This is a genomic window from Solibacillus sp. FSL W7-1464 (assembly GCF_038004425.1).
In the GTDB taxonomy this organism is placed as follows: Bacteria; Bacillota; Bacilli; order Bacillales_A; family Planococcaceae; genus Solibacillus.
This window is the reverse complement of record NZ_JBBORC010000001.1, coordinates 3,485,001-3,505,788: the sequence shown is the minus strand read 5'-3', so window position 1 is coordinate 3,505,788 and position 20,788 is coordinate 3,485,001. Positions and strand designations below refer to the sequence as shown.

Annotated in this window: 18 protein-coding genes, 2 pseudogenes and 2 riboswitches (1 of these 22 running past the window's edge); of the genes and pseudogenes, 16 read left to right on the top strand and 4 right to left on the bottom strand. The window is 37.2% G+C overall.

Translation table 11 applies throughout. From position 1 onward, the window contains the following. Positions 1-9 precede the first annotated feature (9 nt). From nadE to MKZ25_RS17445, 10 genes are all read left to right on the top strand, one after another. Positions 10-834 carry an ammonia-dependent NAD(+) synthetase gene (gene nadE, locus MKZ25_RS17490; protein WP_340803044.1) on the top strand — a complete coding sequence of 275 codons (825 nt, stop codon included), beginning with the start codon at positions 10-12 and terminating at the stop codon, positions 832-834. A gap of 153 nt (positions 835-987) precedes the next feature. Next, positions 988-1,929, top strand: a complete 942-nt coding sequence (locus MKZ25_RS17485) for an AAA family ATPase (RefSeq protein WP_340802595.1) — start codon at positions 988-990, stop codon at positions 1,927-1,929. Next, on the top strand, positions 1,929-3,116 hold the full coding sequence (locus tag MKZ25_RS17480) for a DUF58 domain-containing protein (protein WP_340802594.1): 1,188 nt from the start codon (positions 1,929-1,931) through the stop codon (positions 3,114-3,116). The genes MKZ25_RS17485 and MKZ25_RS17480 overlap by 1 nt, the downstream gene beginning before the upstream one ends. Then, on the top strand, positions 3,113-5,263 hold the full coding sequence (locus MKZ25_RS17475) for a DUF4129 domain-containing transglutaminase family protein (protein WP_340802593.1): 2,151 nt from the start codon (positions 3,113-3,115) through the stop codon (positions 5,261-5,263). Before MKZ25_RS17480 ends, MKZ25_RS17475 begins: the two co-directional genes overlap by 4 nt. Positions 5,264-5,294: 31 nt before the next feature. Beyond that, positions 5,295-5,396: riboswitch (purine riboswitch) on the top strand. Between the two features lie 118 nt (positions 5,397-5,514). Then, positions 5,515-7,068: a glutamine-hydrolyzing GMP synthase gene (guaA, locus tag MKZ25_RS17470; protein WP_340803043.1), complete on the top strand. Its 1,554-nt coding sequence runs from the start codon at positions 5,515-5,517 to the stop codon at positions 7,066-7,068. Between the two features lie 152 nt (positions 7,069-7,220). Beyond that, positions 7,221-8,150 carry a tyrosine-type recombinase/integrase gene (locus tag MKZ25_RS17465; RefSeq protein WP_340802592.1) on the top strand — a complete coding sequence of 310 codons (930 nt, stop codon included), beginning with the start codon at positions 7,221-7,223 and terminating at the stop codon, positions 8,148-8,150. A 489-nt stretch (positions 8,151-8,639) separates the two neighbouring features. Then, on the top strand, positions 8,640-9,503 hold the full coding sequence (locus MKZ25_RS17460) for a hypothetical protein (protein WP_340802591.1): 864 nt from the start codon (positions 8,640-8,642) through the stop codon (positions 9,501-9,503). A 285-nt stretch (positions 9,504-9,788) separates the two neighbouring features. Continuing rightward, positions 9,789-10,727 (top strand): hypothetical protein, encoded by a 939-nt coding sequence (locus MKZ25_RS17455; protein ID WP_340802590.1) that lies wholly within the window; start codon positions 9,789-9,791, stop codon positions 10,725-10,727. Positions 10,728-11,062: 335 nt separating this feature from the next. Next, positions 11,063-11,527, top strand: coding sequence for a hypothetical protein (locus MKZ25_RS17450; protein ID WP_340802589.1), 465 nt, complete (start codon positions 11,063-11,065; stop codon positions 11,525-11,527). 31 nt (positions 11,528-11,558) lie between these two features. Continuing rightward, on the top strand, positions 11,559-12,107 hold the full coding sequence (locus MKZ25_RS17445) for a Rha family transcriptional regulator (protein WP_340802588.1): 549 nt from the start codon (positions 11,559-11,561) through the stop codon (positions 12,105-12,107). 151 nt (positions 12,108-12,258) lie between these two features. Here the strand turns inward: MKZ25_RS17445 and MKZ25_RS17440 are convergent, their stop codons facing one another. Together MKZ25_RS17440 and MKZ25_RS17435 are read right to left on the bottom strand one after the other, a co-directional pair. Then, complete coding sequence (locus MKZ25_RS17440) at positions 12,259-12,846, bottom strand: hypothetical protein (RefSeq protein ID WP_340802587.1); 588 nt, start codon at positions 12,844-12,846, stop codon at positions 12,259-12,261. Between the two features lie 407 nt (positions 12,847-13,253). Continuing rightward, on the bottom strand, positions 13,254-13,793 hold the full coding sequence (locus tag MKZ25_RS17435; RefSeq protein ID WP_340802585.1) for a hypothetical protein: 540 nt from the start codon (positions 13,791-13,793) through the stop codon (positions 13,254-13,256). Positions 13,794-13,962: 169 nt separating this feature from the next. Here MKZ25_RS17435 and MKZ25_RS17430 point away from each other — a divergent pair, with 169 nt between their 5' ends. From MKZ25_RS17430 to MKZ25_RS17415, 5 genes and pseudogenes are all read left to right on the top strand, one after another. After that, entirely contained in the window at positions 13,963-14,544 is a 582-nt protein-coding gene (locus MKZ25_RS17430; RefSeq protein ID WP_340802584.1) for a recombinase family protein, read from the top strand. A gap of 98 nt (positions 14,545-14,642) precedes the next feature. After that, positions 14,643-15,152, top strand: coding sequence for a hypothetical protein (locus MKZ25_RS17425; protein WP_340802582.1), 510 nt, complete (start codon positions 14,643-14,645; stop codon positions 15,150-15,152). A gap of 780 nt (positions 15,153-15,932) precedes the next feature. After that, a pseudogene (locus MKZ25_RS19880) lies at positions 15,933-16,010 on the top strand (GMP synthase (glutamine-hydrolyzing)); the annotation flags it as partial. A 188-nt stretch (positions 16,011-16,198) separates the two neighbouring features. Next, a complete protein-coding gene (locus MKZ25_RS17420) occupies positions 16,199-16,348 on the top strand; it encodes a hypothetical protein (protein WP_340802581.1) in 150 nt (49 codons plus the stop codon). Positions 16,349-16,597: 249 nt separating this feature from the next. Beyond that, on the top strand, positions 16,598-17,485 hold the full coding sequence (locus tag MKZ25_RS17415) for a DUF2382 domain-containing protein (RefSeq protein WP_340802580.1): 888 nt from the start codon (positions 16,598-16,600) through the stop codon (positions 17,483-17,485). A gap of 293 nt (positions 17,486-17,778) precedes the next feature. Here the strand turns inward: MKZ25_RS17415 and MKZ25_RS17410 are convergent, their stop codons facing one another. Beyond that, complete coding sequence (locus MKZ25_RS17410) at positions 17,779-18,180, bottom strand: hypothetical protein (protein ID WP_340802579.1); 402 nt, start codon at positions 18,178-18,180, stop codon at positions 17,779-17,781. Between the two features lie 279 nt (positions 18,181-18,459). Next, positions 18,460-18,561, top strand: a riboswitch (purine riboswitch). Positions 18,562-18,702: 141 nt separating this feature from the next. On the opposite strand from MKZ25_RS17410, the gene MKZ25_RS17405 reads away from it, so the two are divergent. After that, positions 18,703-20,037 carry an NCS2 family permease gene (locus MKZ25_RS17405; RefSeq protein ID WP_340802578.1) on the top strand — a complete coding sequence of 445 codons (1,335 nt, stop codon included), beginning with the start codon at positions 18,703-18,705 and terminating at the stop codon, positions 20,035-20,037. A 374-nt stretch (positions 20,038-20,411) separates the two neighbouring features. Here the strand turns inward: MKZ25_RS17405 and MKZ25_RS17400 are convergent. Beyond that, positions 20,412-20,788, bottom strand: a pseudogene (locus MKZ25_RS17400) (IS110 family transposase) (it continues 850 nt past the right edge of the window).

The following is a 20,788-nucleotide window of genomic DNA, read 5'->3' as shown; positions in this document are numbered from 1 at the left end:
ACATTGTCTATGTTGCAACAACAAATTATTGAAGAGTTAAAAGTACAGCCGACAATCGATGTAGAAGAGGAAATCCGTAAGTCTATTGATTTTTTAAAGGAATACGCAAAACATCATCCTTTCTTGAAAGGATTTGTGCTCGGTATTAGCGGTGGGCAAGATTCAACGTTAACGGGTAAGCTTGCGCAAATGGCTGTCGATGAACTAAATGAAGAAGCGGGAGCATCCGATTACTCGTTCTGGGCGGTAAGATTACCTTATGGCAAACAATTCGATGAAAAAGATTGCCAAGATGCACTCGATTTCATTAAACCGACAAAAGTTTATACGGTTAATATTAAAAATGCTGTAGATGCAAGCGTAAATGCGCTTTTGGAAGCAGGAATTACATTAAGTGATTTTGCAAAAGGAAATGAGAAAGCGCGTGAACGAATGAAGGTACAATATTCGATTGCAGCATCGAATGATGGTGTCGTACTTGGCACAGATCATGCTGCAGAAGCCGTAACTGGCTTTTATACGAAGTATGGCGATGGCGGCACGGATTTAATGCCGATTTTCCGTTTAAATAAACGCCAAGGCCGGGCAATTTTAAAGCATTTAAACTGTCCTGTACATTTATATGAAAAAATTCCGACAGCTGATTTAGAGGAAAACCGCCCTGCACTGCCGGATGAAGTAGCGCTTGGTGTTACGTACGAGCAAATTGATGATTATTTGGAAGGCAAGGAAATACCCGAGCAGGCACGTGAAAAGCTTGAAGGACATTACTTGCGCTCGATGCATAAACGTCATATGCCGATTACAATTTTCGATGATTTTTGGAAACAATAATAGACGGTTGATCATGTTAAATCACCTTACTTCTTTTTGATGAAGTGGGGTGATTTTCCATTTTAAAGGGAAACTAGTTGTACTCGCATTTTGTTTTCGTTATGCTTAAACTACATGCCAAAGATGCAACAATTTCAGGTGGGAGGACAATTCATGAATGAGCAGATCGAAGGAATAATCAGAAATATCGAAAAAGTTATGATAGGAAAAAGAGAGATTGCCGAGCTAAGTATTGTTTCATTATTAGCAGGAGGGCATGTATTACTGGAAGACGTGCCGGGCGTGGGGAAAACGATGATGGTACGTGCGCTTTCAAAGTCTTTAGGTGCAAGTTTTAAACGTATTCAATTTACACCGGATTTATTACCCTCTGATGTAATTGGCGTTTCAATATATAATCCGAAATCATTGCAGTTTGAGTTCCGTCCGGGGCCGATTGTCGGCAATATTGTACTGGCGGATGAAATTAACCGTACGTCACCAAAAACACAGGCCGCTTTATTGGAAAGTATGGAAGAGGGGTCTATTACGGTAGACGGTGAAACAATTCAACTGCCGAAACCTTTCTTTGTAATGGCAACACAAAACCCGATTGAATATGAAGGGACATACCCGCTTCCGGAAGCGCAGCTGGACCGATTTTTACTGAAAATAAAAATGGGCTATCCGACGAAGGAAGAGGAAATTGAAGTGCTAAATCGGGCTGAAAGATCGGTTCCGATTGATGACCTTTTCCCGGTACTGACAATTGAACAGTTGAATGATTTAAGGGAACAAGTAAAACAAGTACATGTAGAAAACAATATTAAAGAATATATCGTGTCGATCGCACAACATACACGTCATCACGAAAACGTGTATTTAGGTGTAAGTCCCCGTGCTTCCATCGCATTGATGCGTGCCGCGCAAAGCTATGCCTTTATGAAAGGGAGAGACTATGTCATCCCGGACGATATTCAATATTTAGCGAAATTCGTTTTCGGCCACCGGATTATTTTAAAAGCAGAAACACGCTATGAAGGAATTACGGAAGAAAAAGTGATTGAAAGTGTTCTTCGTTATGTCCATGTTCCTGTTAAAAGGTATGCACAGTAATGAAGGGAATCAAGCAGTTTCTGAAGCATGGCGGACGTTTAATTACTGTTGTTTCGTTACTTATTATTACGTATTGCTATGCAATGTTCCAAGGGGGCTTTGTTAGCTGGTTTGTTTTCTTCACGATTCTGCCGTTTTTGGTCTATTCGATTTTACTGGCGATTATCCCGATACGTTTTAAAGAAATATCCCGGACTTTATCGAAAGAACGAATTGAACGTGGGAGCGATGTCCAAGTTACTGTAACATTCCGGAATACGAGCTGGTTTCCGTTTGTTTTCATGATGGTGCGAGAACTGCCGATGAGGGAGGAGCACTTTGAAAAGCCGAACGGAAATGTAACGAAACTATTTTTGGTTGGGTGGAAACGAGAGTTTAAGTGGACGTATGAATTGAAGGAGTTAAAACGCGGGGAGCATCATTTTAGAGGATTGCTGTTTACATGTACGGACTTTTTTGGATGGACAATACGGAATGTAGTAATAAATCATCCGCAGTTATTTTTAGTCTATCCGAAAGTATCCGACGTCAAATTATTGCCGATTGGAATGCAATATGACCAGGGTACAAGTCAATCCCGCTATTCTTTGATCAAGGATACAACGGTTGCGACAGGTGTGCGCGAATATGTACCGGGGGACCGCTTTTCCTGGATTCACTGGAAGTCATTTGCGAAAAATGGTGAACTGCGTACGAAGGAATTTGAAGATCAGAAATCACAAAATACATTTGTGCTAATCGATCGCGCAGTACAGAAGAGCTTTGATGATGTTGTCGATTACACGGCGTCTTATATAAAGAAAATTGTAAAAAAACAGGGCGATATTTCTTTTTTGAGTGTTGGGATTGACCGGTATTTTACGCCGGTAATTAAGACAGGCAAACAATATGAAAAGGTGCTGCAGCATTTAGCGACAGTTGAACCGGATGCGCAGTTTGGTGTCGAACGTCTGTTGTTTGAAGAACAAAAAATGATGAGCCGCTCTGTTGTGGTCGTCATAACAGGTGAAATGACCCCGGAACTGCAAGAAGTATTGAATGCCGGAACGAAATATGCCCGTAAAATTATTTGCTTTGTCGTAAGTGATCAAAAAGATCCGGTGCCGCATATAAGCCAGAATAATGAAGTGCACTATATCGGTATGGATGAATTGCAGCGCAAGTATTCGGAGGTGAAGCACGCATGAGACGCAGCACAGCCGAAAAAATAGAACTCGCAATTTTTTATTTTATTATTTTTCTGATTTTACGGGAATGGCTAGTGCCGGTTATGGAATTGACGAACACCGGCTACTTTATGCAGTTTGTATTATTCGTAGGGCTATGTTTACTGCTGGGAATATTTACACTGCCCTTTATTTTTAATTGGCTCATTAAATTGGCTTACATTACGTGGTTCATAGTCAGTGTGTATAACGATAAGGCATTGCCGACGATGCAATTTCTATCGGGAGAATTGAAATATAATTTGGATGTACTGCTTGCGGGGGAATGGATTTATGTAAGTGACCCATTCCGGACGAGCCTGTTTTTCATCTTGATCTGGATGCTCATTTATTTAATTCAGCATTGGGTAAGTGTGCGCTACAGCATTTACTATTTCCTGCTGCTTACAGTATTTTTTATCGGGACACTCGATACTTTTACTGCATACGATGGCACAGAGGCGATTATAAAAGTAATGCTGCTAGGTCTTGTGCTTACTTCTTTACTGTTTATAAAACGGCTTATGCAGGCAGCGGAAATGCAAAAAGATTGGATGAACTACTTGAAGTATGCGACTCCGATTGTTATTTTTGTCATGTTGGCCGGTATTGTTGCAACAATTATGCCGAAAGCAGAGCCGCAATGGTCAGATCCGGTGCCTTATGTAAAAAGCATTGCAGGTATTAGCGGTAATGGGAGTCAATCGGTTGCAACAGTTGGTTACGGGGAAAATGATGAGCGACTGGGCGGACCGTTTGCAGGTGACAATACGCTTGTCTATGAAATAAAAACACCAATCCGTCAATATTGGCGTGTGGAGACGAAGGACGTTTATACGTCTAAAGGTTGGGAACAATCGAGCGATGAGTCAGAGCAGCAAACACTTCAGTTATCAGATCCGCTGCCGCTTTCAATCACACCTGGAAGTAAAGAGCCCCAGTCGGTGGAAGTACAGGCTGTAAATGAAGATTATTTGTTTCTATTACAGGCTTATGGAGTAACATCCTATGATTTGGACGGGACGCATACCGGGCTAAGATATAATACTGGAAATGAGAAAATTTTACCGCTTATTAACAGTGATGTGATTGCACCTGCCTCATACGAAATGACTTTCCAACAGCCGGAATATAGTTATGTTGCTTTAAAAGGTACATCATCTTCAACAGGAAGTAACCCGCGCTATTTACAGCTTCCGGATAAGCTGCCGCAGCGTGTAACGGATTTAACGCATGAAATTACGGATATGTATGACAGTGTTTATGACAAGGCACGGGCAATTGAAAGTTATTTTGCGCGTAGCGGCTTTCAATATGAAACGACAAATGTACAAGTACCGGCAGCGGACCAAGATTATGTAGACCAGTTTTTGTTTGAAACAAGGCTTGGCTATTGTGATAATTTTTCTACTTCAATGGTTGTCATGCTACGTTCGATAGGGATTCAGGCACGTTGGGTAAAAGGTTTTTCAAGCGGAGAACGAATCGCTTCGCAAGACGGTATGCTTACGTATCAAGTGACGAATAATGATGCCCATTCATGGGTTGAAGCGTATATCGACGGTATTGGCTGGATGCCTTTTGAGCCGACAATCGGGTTTAGCAATCCGATGAATATTAACTATGATGTGGATTTCGAAGCTCCGGAAGAAGAGCAGTTACCTGAAATGGAAGAACCGGAAACACCACAGCCGGATTTGGAAGAGCAAGATACAACTAAGCAATCAACTAACAGTACAAATGGAATCGACTGGTCAAAATTTAAATGGGTGCTGTACGTATTATTGGCACTTGTTGTAATTGGCTTAATTATTGTCTGGAAAAAACGCGGGCAATGGCAGCCAAAACTTGCTGTCCAAATGAACCGTTCAAAATTAGAAAAAGCGGCAACATTTGAAGAAGCTTACTTTGTATTGTTAAAACAATTGGAGCGCATTCATTTAAAACGAGGGCAGGACGAAACGCTGCAACAGTTTGCAATGCGTGTCGATCGACAGTTGGAAACGACGAAAATGAGTGAGTTGACGGCATTTTATGAGCGCCTTATTTATGCAAAAAAGAACAATCAAATGAACACAGCTGAAATGAAAGAAATTTGGGAATATTTAATCAATCGTACGAGTGGTTGATTTTAATGCGATGAAAGAGTAAAATTTAGAAAAATAAATAGTATTGTGCCTTCATATAAGTCTGGTAATATGGTCCAGATGTTTCTACTAAGTTACCCTAAATAACTTATCTATGACGGTGGGTCTCACTATATCCTTATAAGGCATAGTTATACCCACTTGAAGAAGAGATGGAATATGAACGCGTAGAAATTATTTTCTTACGCGTTTTTTTTCTTAATATAGGCCGCAAAAAATTAGAAGAGGTGGAAATAGTGTCAACTCCTTTGTTAAAAGAGCAAGAAAAGATTGTCGTTCTTGATTTCGGTAGTCAGTTCAACCAATTAATCACTCGTCGTATTCGTGAATTCGGTGTATTTTCGGAATTACATCCACATACGATTACTGCTGAAGAAATTAAAGAAATGAATGCTGTAGGTATCGTATTCTCAGGTGGCCCAAACTCCGTATATGATGAATCGGCATTCCATGTAGATCCAGCTATTTTTGAATTAGGTTTACCGATTTTAGGTATTTGTTATGGCATGCAGTTAATGGCCCACACACAAGGCGGGAAAGTGGAAGGCGCAGCAACTCGTGAATACGGGAAAGCTGAAATTAACATTACTTCGGATAATAAATTATTTGCGGAACTACCAAAAGATCAGGTTGTATGGATGAGCCATGGTGACCATGTAACAGCGGTTCCGGAAGGTTTTGAAGTAATTGCGACAAGTCCGGCATGTTCGATTGCGGCAATGGCTGATGCTTCTCGTAAATTTTATGCAGTGCAATTCCACCCGGAAGTACGCCACTCTGTATACGGAAATGATTTGCTGAAAAACTTCGTATTCAATGTTTGTGAAGCAAAAGGCGACTGGTCTATGGCAAACTTCATTGAAATCGAAATTTCGAAAATCCGTGAGCAAGTTGGTGACAAGCAAGTACTTTGTGCATTATCAGGCGGTGTTGATTCATCTGTAGTAGCAGTGTTAATCCACAAAGCAATCGGTGACCAATTAACTTGTATGTTCGTAGATCACAACTTAAACCGTAAAGGTGAAGTTGAGCAAGTTATGAAAACTTTCACTGAAGACTTCGATATGAAACTGATCAAAATTGATGCTCGTGAGCGTTTTATGAATAAACTTGCCGGTGTTTCAGACCCTGAGCAAAAACGTAAAATTATCGGTAACGAGTTCATCTACGTATTTGATGAAGAATCATCAAAGCTGAAAGATATGGATTTCTTAGCGCAAGGTACGCTTTACACAGATATTATTGAATCTGGTACAGCAACTGCCCAAACAATTAAATCACACCACAATGTTGGTGGTTTACCGGAAGATATGAAGTTCGAATTAATCGAACCGTTAAATACACTATTCAAAGACGAAGTACGTGCTTTAGGCCTTGAGTTAGGTCTGCCTGAAGAAGTTGTATGGCGTCAGCCTTTCCCAGGTCCTGGCCTAGGAATCCGTGTACTTGGTGAAGTAACGGAGGAAAAACTGGAAATCGTTCGTGAAGCAGACTACATCCTGCGTGAAGAAATCAAAAAAGCCGGACTTGAACGCGACATTTGGCAATACTTCGCTGTATTACCAGACATCCGTTCAGTAGGTGTAATGGGCGATGGCCGTACGTACGATTACGCAGTCGGTATCCGTGGTGTAACATCAATCGACGGCATGACTTCTGACTGGGCACGTATCCCTTACGATGTATTGGAGAAAATTTCTGTTCGTATCGTAAACGAAGTAAAGCACGTAAACCGCGTGCTGTATGACATCACTTCTAAGCCACCAGCAACGATTGAGTGGGAGTGACCTTTGACTTATAAGTGCCTGTGAGGGTAGTCATATCAAGGGTTTAAACGTTGTTTGAGGGAGCATTTAATTGTTCACCTGCAACGACAGCGTTTCAAAATAGGACTTTCCATTATTCATGTAATTCATGAATAAATGGGAGGTCTTTTTTTATGGTCAGAATTATTGAACTGATTGATGATTTCAAATTGAATCAAGAAATTATTGGTCGTAAAACAAAGTATGTAGAGATGTGTATTTGGCGGTTGAAGCGTTGGCAGGAGTTTATGGAAGCCGTATGTGATGTAGTAGATGTGGAAGCGGTAGAACCGATACACATTAAGAAGTACGTTCAGTACCGTCAGAAACTAGGGAATGAGAAAGCAATCACGCTGAACAACAATATCGCAACGCTCAAGGTGTTTTTCAACTATCTAATTGAAGAAGAATACCTTGAAGAAAAGAACAATCCAATGCGCAGAATCAAAAGTTTGAAAGAGGCAAAGCGTGTCATTCTAACCTTTAATGACGCAGAAGTAAAACGTATCATTAACGATGTGAAGGAAGAAACGTACTCTAATATACGTGACAAACTGATTTTAATTATGCTCTTTGACACAGGCATACGAGTTAGTGAGTTGTGTGACATTAAGGTTTGTGACATTTCAATGCGTCACATTCTAATTCATGGTAAGGGTTCTAAGCAACGTCTAGTGTACATTAGCAAGACCATGAGGAAATATATGCGGAAGTTTGAAGAAGCCAAGAAGGAGCGTTTTAAGCGGAAAGAGAGCCATGAGATTGAGGACTATTACTTCCTAGACCAATGTGCCAAGCAATTGCACCGTTCACGCATCAATAAGATTTTAAAAGAGCATTGTGACAATGTGGGGGTACGTGAGGAAGTTAGATGTTCACCGCACGACTGTAGGCATTACTTTGCTCAGAAACAACTAAGGAATGGAATTGACGTTTATAGTTTAAGTCGGCTATTGGGACATTTTGATACGCAGGAAACTACCAAGTACCTTAGAGGGCTAGAGCAGGATAGCATACTTGAAATTGGACGTTTGCATAGTCCGTTGAATGATATAGGAATTTAAAAGAAGTATTACTAAAAATGTTTGAAGAATTTGTGGGGCGTTTCTTTTGAAGAGGCGCTCTTTGTCTTGAAATTCTCTTTAATGCATGAATTTTGTATGTGTAGGTATTAACTTAGTTATAAATTTTGTAGGAAAAAATGCATTTTTTTTATTAAGTTTTTGGAATAGTCCAATCTTCACTTTTGCAAAAGTACGTTCAAAAGTAGAAAAATGATATATAATAATAAGTGTAAATAAGAAACGAGTTTAAGAATTATATAGGTACTAAGGTGACAGATTAGAACCTATAAATAAACTATAGAAAGAAGGATTTTTATTAAGCATTTATTATACAAAAGCTCCTGTTCCCTCGCTTAGTCAAACGAGAACAAAAGGAGCGCTGAGAGCATTAATTGTTATCTCAGCAAATAAGATTTTAACGTGACAAAAAATAGCAAGACAATTGACTAAACATAGGAATGAGTGAGCTTAAATGCTTAATCATTCATTATGAAAAAAGATTTTATTCAGTTTACACAAGAATCATGGCTTCACAAGCTAGAAAATGCACAGGTACGCATGAGCAACGACAATGACGGAGTTGTTGAAAGCTCCCTTCTTAGACATGAAAAGGGTTGGGAAACAACTCAGTTTTATGATTATGAGGTTCTAGCTCAAAGAAAAGGTGTAAGTAGTACATTGCCTGTTGTAGCTGTTGATTGTGGGGTAACAAATGACACAAGTATCCATTCTGCTGACAATCATGTAGGTTCTTATTCAGAAGATTCTTTCGTGAATCCAAACGCAATTAATTTGAATCTATTCAATCAAGTAACACCAAACCATTACACTGATAAGTTTGCTATGAGTACGACCTTCTTAACATGGGTATCTTTACGAAAACCACTTCCATCTTCAGAAGTAGGTAAAATGATTTTGATTGCTTTAGATGGTGGACATGCAGGTTATTATAGTGATTTCCGAGAACAGTATCTTAGAAACTTAGAGCAATTAGGTGCTAAAGAGGAGCTACTTCCAATCTTAGAGAAGCATACTAAACAAGATTTTGAACAGTTTCTTGTTGAGAAGCTAGGGGCAGGTAAAGATAAGGTTCATTTAATCATGGGTGATGGGGAGCTTTGGGTACTTGAAGAAATGTATGAGGTCTATGAGTTTATTTCAAAAGAGTTAGGATTCCCTGTTGGGCTTCCTAAGGGTGATTTTATAACTGTAGAGGAATATCAGAAGCTAACAGGACATATTGACGCTATAGGTGACTTATCAAAGCGTGATGATATTGTGAGTTGGGCATATGTCAATTCTAGAATTGTAAGCTATACAAAAAAACTGAAAAAGCGGAAAGCAGGGGCATAACGCTCCTGTTTTTTATATTGAGAAAAATGAGGTGAGAAGCATGATAAAAAGCAGCGATTATTTTTATTGCTACACAAAGAAACTTTCCTTGTACCTAGGTTCTAAGGGATTTCAGTACATCATTAAAGCAAAGAGCGTTAAGGATAAGGCAGTATTTACGCTCTATGAAAAAAGCAACGAACTTTAAGAAGCACTAAGCAAGTTCAAGTAGTTTAACAAAGTTAAGAGGTTGCCAATGCAACTTCTTTTTTATTTCAAAATACAATCACACAGGAGAATCTCAACATGAATTTTGCAGAAATTAAATCAGTATTAGAAATCAATGGAAAGGAATCGCAGGTGTTTCTACCAAACGAGATATTCGATGATTTGCTGGACTATCTTAAAAGCGGAACACAGGTAGCGTATGCTTACAATTATCTTTATCTAACGCAGTTCCTATATCGCAATTGTAAATACTTTAACATTAAGGCATTAATAGATGTCAAAATGATTAAGCAAGTGCTAGGTTACAGCGAGAGTAATCGCACAATGAACTTTATTACGAAAAAAGGTGGTTTACTTGATAACATTGGTTACACAGAATCAACAAAAGATTTTCCTTTAGGTTGGGATTTCAAAAAAGCAGAAGGTGAAGCATTGTCCTTCTCAATGGCTTCTGATATGCCAAAAGAAATGTTACCGCCAATCCCTAAGATGTTCTTCTTAAAGAAACCATTAAAGGCATTTGAGCGAACTATCTTAAAGCAGGATAAAGAAACAAATGAGTTAGTTGAAGAACATATACAAGGCACATTCTATGATGTATCAAACACACATTCAGTGGACTTTGATGTGTTTATGTATTGTATGGCAAATGAAGAATTAGGGACAGTGGGATTCTATCTGTACAGTTGGTTGAAGCATAATAATGATATTTTTGGTGGCTATGATGTTTCCTATGAGAAGTTATGTGCTGAAACTGGGCTTGCTAGAACTACAATGATTCAATACCTTAATGCATTGAAAGCGTACTTCTTAGTTCGCTTCAAGTTTAACCAAGAATATTTTGTAATTGGTATGACAGAAGGTGAACGAATGGCAACAACTTACTACACGAACGATTATTTTTGCTTTAATGATGAGCCAGAGCCATTTAAAAAGATGATGGTCATGACAAATGCTGATTACCTTCAAGGTAAAACGAGCGAAATAGTAGTGACTATGGAGCAATTACCATTCTAATATTTTAAGAAATGTATATATTTGTACTACATATAATATAAGTGGAACGAACCTCCACTTTTCTTGTATGTCCATATTTATAGGGAAAATAATAGTAGTGGTAGTGTAGGTACACTATATTATATGTAGTACAGAAAAGTACATTAGTTGATTTTAAGATATTTCATCTGAAATACATATTATTTTGTTATTTATATGATGTTATATTGCTTCTTTTAAAGAAAATTATCATATTATTCTTGAAATTCAAAAAAACGTCTGATTCTTAAGTGGGTTATTTATTGCTAAAATATAGTTAGTAGCAAATTTCATTTAAATTACAGGAGGGAATAATAATGGTAAGTCATAAAGGTAGACCTAGACGTGTACCAATGCAAGTATTTGATGAAATACTAACTGATGAAGAAAAATCATTAGTTGAAGCATCAAATGTAGGTTCTAAAAGAAATGATGAGTTTGGAAGAGATAAAGTTGTTGCCATGTATTTAACAAGTGAAGGGCAATCTTTAGATACCATTGAGCAAGCGTTAAGTGCTTATGAGAAAGTTTCTAAGGAATATACTGTTGGAGAAATTAAAGCACTTGGTCGACTTTGTAAAAAAGAAAACCCAATGACATTTGCAGAAATTATTAGTATGGACTATAGGATAGTCCAACTTGTTTTTTTAGAACATCTAGGAGAACTCAGAGATGAATTAGAGCAGTTGAGTCAAGATGAGTTGAAGAACTTAATAGTTTTGAAACTTTCATATGAAAAGAATAGAAAACGTGCTAAAGAGCGTTTTTTCATAGAAAGATAAAGACAGTTTATTAGAGCATACTTGTTTAAGTATGCTTTTTTGCTGTCAAGGCATTGCTAAAGCCGAACTATTAATTATTGAACCTATCCAAAAGCAACATAATGATATGCAAGTTATTAACCACGAAGGACAGTTTGTGATTGATAGTCGAGATGTTGCTGAGATGGTTGAGCGTGAACACTACGATGTGCTGAAAGATATTCGTAAGATTATTGAGCATTTATCTACTGAGCGCAATTTTGCGCTCAGTGAATATTTTATGGATTCATCGTATCAAGATAGCACTGGACGCTTATTAAGTTGCTACCAACTAACGAAAAAAGGTTGTGAACTATTCTCAACTCGTATGACAGGTGCTAAAGGAACAATGTTCGCTGTGGCTTATATTGAGAAGTTCAACGAGATGGAGCAACAAATACAAACACCAATGATTGTAAACTTATTTATGATTGCAGACCCAATTGAACGTGCTAAGTTGTGGATTCAAGAGGAACAACAAGAGAAGATGTTAATTGAGACAAAGTTTCAAGAGCAAGTAATCGTGATTGAACAGAAGCAAGAGCAGATGAAGGCATTGTGAGATGAATCGAGCTGACCAACTATGCACAAGGTCATTTCTCGATTCGTCTGACAGAGGGATTATAGGAAGTGTTATTGTGATTGTTGTGAGAGCATAGCAAAAGGACTTGCTTATATGGAAATCAATCATACACGCAAGTCCTGTTCATACCTCAATAATCAATAGAATTTGCTATCTGAAGGAGTATTTCGGGTGTTACTATATCAGATACTTTTTTATCAATACTAAACATATATTGCCAATTATCTCTTTCGAAAACTAACAAATTAAACATTCTTGGATATTCGATATATGTTGCGTTATTTCCATTTTCTAACTTGAAGGTTTTTGATATATACTTTTCAAATGTGATTTTATGCTGAATAGGTCGAACATCAATCTTGAAATGATTGCTAGGCAATTGGTCACTTATAAACTTAACTTCAAAAGCATCATTTACCTCGCCATCTAAATTACTAAATCTACCAAAGACATGAGTAAAACTAATTGGTGGTACTCTTAGTGGTAACTTTAGTTCTTGTTTGTAATGCTGTTCAAAATTTTCTAATGCTTCGTCTACTGTTTTGTATCCTCCCTCAGTAAATATTTCTTCAAAAGATGGAGGGGTATCGTTCATATTTCCGACAGTACCTTCATTACCCTCTCCATTTTTATCTTTGCTATTTTCTGCATAGCCAACCAATGAAAAAGTTACGATTAGGGTAAAGGCAAGAATTAAACCTTTCGGAATATAACCCAATTTAGAACCTCCTTTTTCATTAGTGTGTGAAGTTTTTCAAATACTATGACCCAATTTTTAAAAATATATGTGTATGCCTAACAAGAATGAATGACTGTTACCTCACCCGATGCGATAAGGTTTGACTACTTCTGTTCCTTGAGAAGTATTGTTCCCTTTGTTCCAATCAGTAGCGGTCTTTTAGTCAAATTGTAGAATCAATCATTTAACAGTAGCAGGAGCAACTAACAACACAATTATTGAAGAATCATGGGAGCTTGACGATTGAGTAACACGATATAGCTTACAGCACAATCGAGAGGAACGTTATCTGTCTGTTCGGCTCTCTATGGGGCTGTGAGAATATTGTATAGAAAGTCGGTAATAACAGATTGGAGTGCTATATCATTTGACTGCAAAGTGAGTTATTATTCCTTTTTATCTTGAATAACAGCTGCATGTTCGTTAGCAACTCGTAATAATTCATCGGCAATCATTTCCTCAAATTCTGCTTTTTTCATAGAGTTGTCTAGACCAATTTTAAACACTGTTAATCCTATAGCTAACATAGAAAGGGTGTTGCTAACTTTTGCTAGCATAGTGGTTGTTAATGTAGTAGTAATGTATGGAGCAATTATTAAAGAGATTATAGCTAAAAATTGGCAAATCATTTTAACTAGCTTGAGATAACCAATTTTTTTATATCTGATACTAATATTGATAGCTTTTTTTTGATGTTGAACTTTACAGAAATACTCGAAAATATCACCAATGATAAAGAAAATACCTGATAGCGAGATACATATTAAGATTGTAGTTGATAACCTAACAAATCCTAAAATGTAAAAGCAAGCTAGGATTACAAAAGAAATACCAAGGAATTTTATTATTCTATTTGCTTCACTTAACTCATCGGTAACTAGTAAAATTTTAAATACTTTGAAATTAGTTTTAAGTTTTTTTAACATAAGTTCTCCTTAAATCTTTTTGAATATAATACCATTTGTATATGTAAAAGGTAAATGTTTAGTATCACAACTTTTGAGTATTGACACCGATTGGTCGATACTTTAATATCAAGGTATTGAATGGTGTCGTAATTAAGTGTCATAATTAGGTGTGAAAAGGGGAATGTAAATGACAGTTTATGGGTATGCTCGTGTATCAACTAAAGGTCAGGAACTAGAGGTGCAGATTGAAGCCCTAGAGAAAGAGAACGTGGAATATATCTACAAAGAAAAGTTCACAGGAACATCTACAGACAGACCACAGCTACAAGAACTTTTAGAGACGTTGCAAGCAGGAGATAAGTTGATAGTAACTAAGCTAGACCGTTTAGCACGTAACACCAAAGAAGGTATTGACCTAATCGAACAATTATTTAAGAAAGATATTAAAGTCCATGTGCTGAATGTAGGTTTATTAGAGAACACGAGTATGGGGAGATTTTTCCTAACAACATTGCTTGCAGTTGCCGAAATGGAGCGCAATATGATTATTGAACGTACACAGGAAGGTAAGGCAATAGCCAAACAGAATCCGAACTATCGTGAAGGTAGAAAACCTACATATTCAAAAGCACAGCTAGACCATGCAATGAAGCTGAAAGAAACACATTCGTTCTCGCAGGTGGAGGAAATCACAGGTATTAGCATGAGTACCTTGAAACGTGAAGCTAGGAAGCGAAAAGCTGAGAAATTAGTACAGGAAGTTGAATAGACATAACAAAGGGAACATATCGTCATTGATATGTTCCTTTTGTGGTTATTTTAATGTAAAATATATACAAATGTGATTATAGGTTAGGAGGCAGGAAAATGGAAAGTGTTATTGAATCAGCTCAAGAGTTAATCACTGGGTTAGATAGTGATTTAACAAGAACTGCTACGAAGAATACGGCCACATTTATAGCAGATAAAATGAGGCAATTAAAAGGTGGTAGAGATAAAGAGGCAATAATACGTGGGTACGAAGAGTTAATTAATAGTTTATTAGAAGATAAAAGTGAGTTAGAAAGAATAGCTAGAAGTTATAAAGAGCTATATGATGGGGTAGAAATTAGTGCCGAAAATTTAGAATACCTTCAAAATACAATTAGAAGTGCTATTCATATACTAAGTGGTTTTGGTGTACAATCTCCACAAAATGCCCAAGCTACTGAATCTATCGTTCAATTAATAAGCTTAGATACTTTGAGAACCATGCAATTATTAGGTTTTAATTATAAAAAAGCAATTGGGGAACCTTTAACAGAATTGTGTGCTGAGAAAATAAGAGGTTTCGGAAATAGTAATAATAAAACACAGCAGAGTAACAGAAAAAAGTGAACTCATTTTTTAGAAATTACAGTAGGAGCATATCAATTTGATGTGTTCCTTTTATTTTAGTTAGTGGCGTAATCATTTCAGATAGCTCTAGTACGATACAAGAAGCCGTAAAGAGTGTGCCAAGTGGGTGTACGAACAAATATATGTTCGCTATTTCTGAGAGCGTCATAGAGCAGTTAGACGCTTTTTGCGACTAGAGAATAAAAAAATAGGTTTTCCTAGCAGTAGCTGTTTTAGAAACATTGAGCAAATATTGTTGATTCATAGGGATTTATGACCGCTCGTTGAATTTTAAATTTACACATAAAATTCTCATTTTACCGAGCGGTGATGTGGAGGTTTGAAACATTTTCGTAGAGTGTCACTAAGCCGTTTGTGAAGCGTCAGAAGCCCCTAGGAGTATTTCTATGAGAGGCAGAATGAGATGGTTGTTTTTGGTTAGAACGTCATTTTGGGGCTGTGAGAACGTCTAATGGTGTGAAATGAAATTATAGGAGTAGCCACATTCTTTAGACCAACTTAGTGTGCTATATACTATAGAAGAAAGTCCAATTACACGCATGAGAGGGGCGGTATTTTCCGATAATTAGTGTTTAGAACAATAATACAAAGGTGTTCCCACTACACGCATGAAAACTGTCTTTTTTATCGATACCACATGTCCATTATTCATAATAATAACGTTGTAAATAGGGGGTTCACCTGCTACAATTGAGGACAAGGATTACATGAATCGAACGGAATATACTATTTTGAAGTACCGCGTGGAAACGTTGATATATTAACGAAGTGAAGCACGTAAACCGCGTGCTGTATGACATCACTTCTAAGCCACCAGCAACGATTGAGTGGGAATAGTACTGAGCAACATTTAACTTTTACTCTCTTTTAGTTATTGTAAAAATAACTAAAAGGGAGTTTTTAATTTTATAGCAATAGGAAATACAGGTGTCGGGCTACATAAAATTAAGGTTTACTTCAGTAAAATGAGGTATATTATATATTGAATAGGTTCTCTGTGAAAACAGGAAAAGTAGGTGAACAAAATGGGGAAATATCAATTGGATAGTAAAGGTAAGGCAGCTGTTGCAAAGTATCACGAAAAAAACAAGCCGACCCAATTCGATAAAAAGCAGCAACTTGAAAAATTGCGTGCGCAGTATTTGGAAAAGAAACAACAACAAAACGATAAATAGGCTGTATCTAAACATAGGAAGAGTAACGTCTTTCTATGTTTTTTTATTTGGCAACTCATTTCGTCATTATCCAATTAATAATAAAATACTGTCATAGCAGTGTTTCTTTTTCTTTCATTTTTATTACAGAATGTTAAATTTATCATCCTTGCGTTTACTATTTAGGAGAAAAGGTATTGTATAGTATGCCAAAACATTATAGACAGTCGGTATACAAAAACTAACTTAATGAAAATGGAGGAATGAAACATGGAAACAAATAATAACAAATTATATGGTATTTATGATAATGAAGCGGAATTACAGGCGGAAATGGATCGCCTTCGTGCACAAGGCTACGGTGAGGAAGATATGTACATCGTATCGAATCGCAATGATCAACTATCGATGTACCGAAACTCAAAAGGTTACAGCACTAATACGGATGGTTATGACACTGATCATAACGAAGGTTCTTGGTGGGACCGCTTTAAAGCATTCATGATGGGTGAAGATCTGGTACGTGACCAGCACTTTACACAAATGGGCATCTCGGAAGATGAACGAAACCGTTATTATGATGAATTACAGGCCGGGAAATATTTATTGTATGTAGATAGAGACTACGGTACTTATTTTGATGAAGGTACGAAAAATTACGGTGTGAATAATCATTACGAGCGTGATTATGAGAAAACGGATGAAGAACGTTTAGCGCTTCATGAAGAACGCTTGCAAGTAGATAAAAAACGCGTACAAACGGGTGAGGTACAAGTCGACAAACATGTAGTAGAAGACCATCAAACAATTGAAGTGCCGGTGGAGCATGAGGAAGTCTATGTGGAAAGACGCCCGGTTAATGAAGACGCAACGCTTAATGCAAATGGGAAACTTCATGATGGCATCACACATGCCTATGAAGAAAGTGGCAAAATCCATATTCCGGTAACAGAAGAACAAGTGGAAGTTACGAAGAAAGATGTCGTTACGGAAGAAATCGTAGTCGGCAAACGAAAAGTAACGGATACAGAAACGGTTTCAGACACGGTTCGCCGTGAAGAAGCGGACATTAAGGATACGACTAATACTACGAACCATTTAAATGACTTAGACCATTTGGATGATGATCCGTTGAAACGTACAAACCGCGGATTATAAATAGTTATAAAAAAACAAGGAAGCCTGTTTACGCAGGCTTCCTTGTTTTATATGTTAGTTATATTCTAGAAATTCATTTTAGGCTTAATATTATTCTTCAACAGTGGCTTTTTCGCGAGTTTTCCACTCGATTCCACTCGTAACACATCCGAATGTAACGATTATTAAAAGTACAAATAATGTGTTATGTAACCAGTAGGGCATTCAAACCCCTCCTTTAATAGTCTGTGTTTCATTTTATTATTTTAACATATTAAAGGATAATACTCTTACTTTTAGATTGTAAGATATAATTATTTTTCATATTTTTGAACAAAAAATGTCACAATTATAAAGAAGAAAAATGCGATTAATAAAATAGAACCCCCTACAATGAAGAACACCATGTTCAGAGTTTCATTTGTGTCAAGCGGATTTAAATTATATAGCCACATCCCAATACATAAACCAAAAGCACCAATCATGCCTAAAATACTTTGGATTTTAACAAAAATCAGCTTGCGGATAGGTACTGAATAATAGAAAATCCCCCAAGCAAAAACTGATAACCAACCTACCAATACAAAGTGTGCGTGGATTGGGCGTAAAGAATAGTTCATCTCACCGCTCATAATTGATCCGATTAATACACCGATAAAGCCTGAAATAGCAGCAAAGCGAATTAAAAGCAATGCCCATTTTCGTTGTTGTTGCAAAAAAATCCCTCCTCCATTTGTCTAAACTTCACTATAGAGGAGCAATATAACATTACTATAAACTTTCTGTGAAATAATTATTAGTTTACATCCAATTCATTGTAAATATAGTAAAAATGGATTGAATTTGGATGGATGCAGAAGTTTAATAATAATAAATAAAACATAGGAACAGAAGTAAATGACTAATTTATGGATGTTTTCACGAACTATGTTTTAGTATTTATAAAAAATGTTCGGAAATAGCTTGTAATTTGAAAAATGAAATGATATATTACAAACGTAAATTAAATACGTCGTCGTATAATGTCGGGAATAAGGCCCGTGAGTTTCTACCGAATCACCGTAAATGATTCGACTACGATTTATAAATAAGTAATCTCACTTCTATAATAGGAGTGGAATGTACTTATTTTCCTTAAATCGTGGACATGCGGCATTTATGCTTTGCGTGTCTTTTTTGTTTTTAAGGTTAAGTGTTCTTTAGATGTTGAAGACGACAACACGGAGGAAAGTTTCATTATGAAAAAGTATTTCGAGTTCGATAAACTTGGAACAAATTATCGCCGGGAGATTTTAGGTGGTTTTACAACTTTCTTGGCAATGGCTTACATTTTAGTAGTAAACCCTAGCATTTTAACGCTATCAGATATTGAAGGTTTACCAGATGCATTACGTATGGATTATGGTGCAGTATTTGTGGCAACAGCTGTTTCAGCAGCAATTGGATGTTTCATCATGGGGATTGTTGCAAGATACCCATTAGCTTTAGCGCCAGGTCTTGGGTTAAATGCATTCTTTGCCTACACAGTGGTCTTAACAAACGGAAGTCCTTGGCAACACGCTTTGGCTGCAGTATTTGTATCAGGTGTATTCTTCTTATTATTAACGCTTACAGGATTACGTGAAAAATTAATCAATGCCATCCCGATGGAACTTAAAATTGCCGTTGGTGCTGGTATCGGATTATTCGTATCGTTCATCGGTTTAAAAAATGCCGGCATTATCGTTGCAAGTGAGGCAACAGTTGTCGGTTTAGGTAACTTACATGATGGTGAAGTATTGTTAGCGATTTTCGGTATTCTTCTTACAGTCATTTTCTTAGTTCGTGGAATGAAAGCTGGCGTATTTATTGCAATGGCGATTACTGCAATCGTAGGGATGTTTATTGGTCTAGTGGATTTACCATCACAAGTTGTATCGGCACCACCAAGTGTTGAACCAACTTTCGGTAAATTATTCTCGGCATTCACTGATCCTGAGTTCTACTCGCTAACAATGGTATCGGTTATTCTATCATTCTTATTCGTAGACTTCTTTGACAACGCAGGTACTTTAATGGCTGTTGCCAATCAAGCGGGATTTGTTAAAAACAATAAATTACCTCGTGCAGGTAAAGCATTAATCTCAGATTCAATCGCATCTATTTCAGGTTCAATCTTTGGAACATCAACAGTAACATCTTATGTAGAATCTTCAGCAGGTGTTGGAGCTGGCGCGCGAACAGGTTTCGCTTCAATCATTACAGGTATCTGTTTCTTATTGGCGCTGTTCTTATCACCAGTATTAAGTGTTGTAACAAATGCAGTTACTGCACCGGCATTAATCGTTGTAGGTATTTTAATGGTATCTTCACTTGGACAAATCGAGTGGAATAAATTCGAAGTTGCTGTACCAGCATTCTTCACAATGTTAATGATGCCATTAACATCATCAATCGCAACAGGTCTTGCGGTAGGTTTCGTATTCTACCCGTTAACAATGGTGTTAAAAGGTAAAGCAAAAGAAGTAAGTCCGATTATGTATATTTTCGCAGTGCTCTTCCTGATTTATTTAGGTACTGTCGGTTCAATGTAAAATCATTCGAGACTGGGACATAATCCAAAAAAGCTATTTTTCTCTGAGAGAAAAATAGCTTTTTTTGCTGAGCGTTAAAATTGATTTCCATTCCGGGACGCTTTCCGCGGGCGTGGCCTGAGCCTGTAGTCTCAGGCGTCACGCTATTCCCGCAGGAGTCGCCCTGCATTCCAATCAATTTTGCAAAATATCCGTTATTTAACAAAGTGCTTCCTGTTATTTAACGGTCATTTTACTTATGTCCCAGTCTCTTTCTTACGATTAGTCAAGTGTATTTCATTAATTCCTTTTACTTAAACTAATTTTCCCAAGCCAAAAAGACCTCACGATTTTTATTTTTTTCGAAAGGTCTATGTGTTATAGTTGAGTTACGTTTAATACGATTTCTGAGCTGGTAGTGCGGACTCATAATCGTATAGGATACCTCGTGTCAGTAACTGAAATGTCACTTTCAGAAATTTATTGACGCAGGCAATGATCGCAACCTTATGAGGCTTTCTCTGAGGTTGCGTTTTTAATTTATAATAGTAATCCGCAAAATGATTCGGCTTCTCTTTTAACATAAGCATCCCTTGTATCATGAAGTATAAAATCTTTCGTAAATGTTTATTTCCACGCTTATTAATGCGATCACGATAATGAGTATTACCAGATTGATACCGCATGATATCGATACCTGCGTAGGCATTTAATTGTTTCGCATTTCGGAAACGTCGGATATCACCGATTTCTCCAATCAGACGACAAGCCG

Bases quoted from the DNA above. Each gene is read 5' to 3' on its own strand.
- nadE (WP_340803044.1), top strand. From the start codon at position 10: ATGTTGCAACAACAAATTATTGAAGAGTTAAAAGTACAGCCGACAATC.
- MKZ25_RS17485 (WP_340802595.1), top strand. From the start codon at position 988: ATGAATGAGCAGATCGAAGGAATAATCAGAAATATCGAAAAAGTTATG.
- MKZ25_RS17480 (WP_340802594.1), top strand. From the start codon at position 1,929: ATGAAGGGAATCAAGCAGTTTCTGAAGCATGGCGGACGTTTAATTACT.
- MKZ25_RS17475 (WP_340802593.1), top strand. From the start codon at position 3,113: ATGAGACGCAGCACAGCCGAAAAAATAGAACTCGCAATTTTTTATTTT.
- MKZ25_RS17465 (WP_340802592.1), top strand. From the start codon at position 7,221: ATGGTCAGAATTATTGAACTGATTGATGATTTCAAATTGAATCAAGAA.
- MKZ25_RS17460 (WP_340802591.1), top strand. From the start codon at position 8,640: ATGAAAAAAGATTTTATTCAGTTTACACAAGAATCATGGCTTCACAAG.
- MKZ25_RS17455 (WP_340802590.1), top strand. From the start codon at position 9,789: ATGAATTTTGCAGAAATTAAATCAGTATTAGAAATCAATGGAAAGGAA.
- MKZ25_RS17450 (WP_340802589.1), top strand. From the start codon at position 11,063: ATGGTAAGTCATAAAGGTAGACCTAGACGTGTACCAATGCAAGTATTT.
- MKZ25_RS17445 (WP_340802588.1), top strand. From the start codon at position 11,559: ATGCTTTTTTGCTGTCAAGGCATTGCTAAAGCCGAACTATTAATTATT.
- MKZ25_RS17435 (WP_340802585.1), bottom strand. From the start codon at position 13,793: ATGTTAAAAAAACTTAAAACTAATTTCAAAGTATTTAAAATTTTACTA.
- MKZ25_RS17430 (WP_340802584.1), top strand. From the start codon at position 13,963: ATGACAGTTTATGGGTATGCTCGTGTATCAACTAAAGGTCAGGAACTA.
- MKZ25_RS17425 (WP_340802582.1), top strand. From the start codon at position 14,643: ATGGAAAGTGTTATTGAATCAGCTCAAGAGTTAATCACTGGGTTAGAT.
- MKZ25_RS17420 (WP_340802581.1), top strand. From the start codon at position 16,199: ATGGGGAAATATCAATTGGATAGTAAAGGTAAGGCAGCTGTTGCAAAG.
- MKZ25_RS17415 (WP_340802580.1), top strand. From the start codon at position 16,598: ATGGAAACAAATAATAACAAATTATATGGTATTTATGATAATGAAGCG.
- MKZ25_RS17405 (WP_340802578.1), top strand. From the start codon at position 18,703: ATGAAAAAGTATTTCGAGTTCGATAAACTTGGAACAAATTATCGCCGG.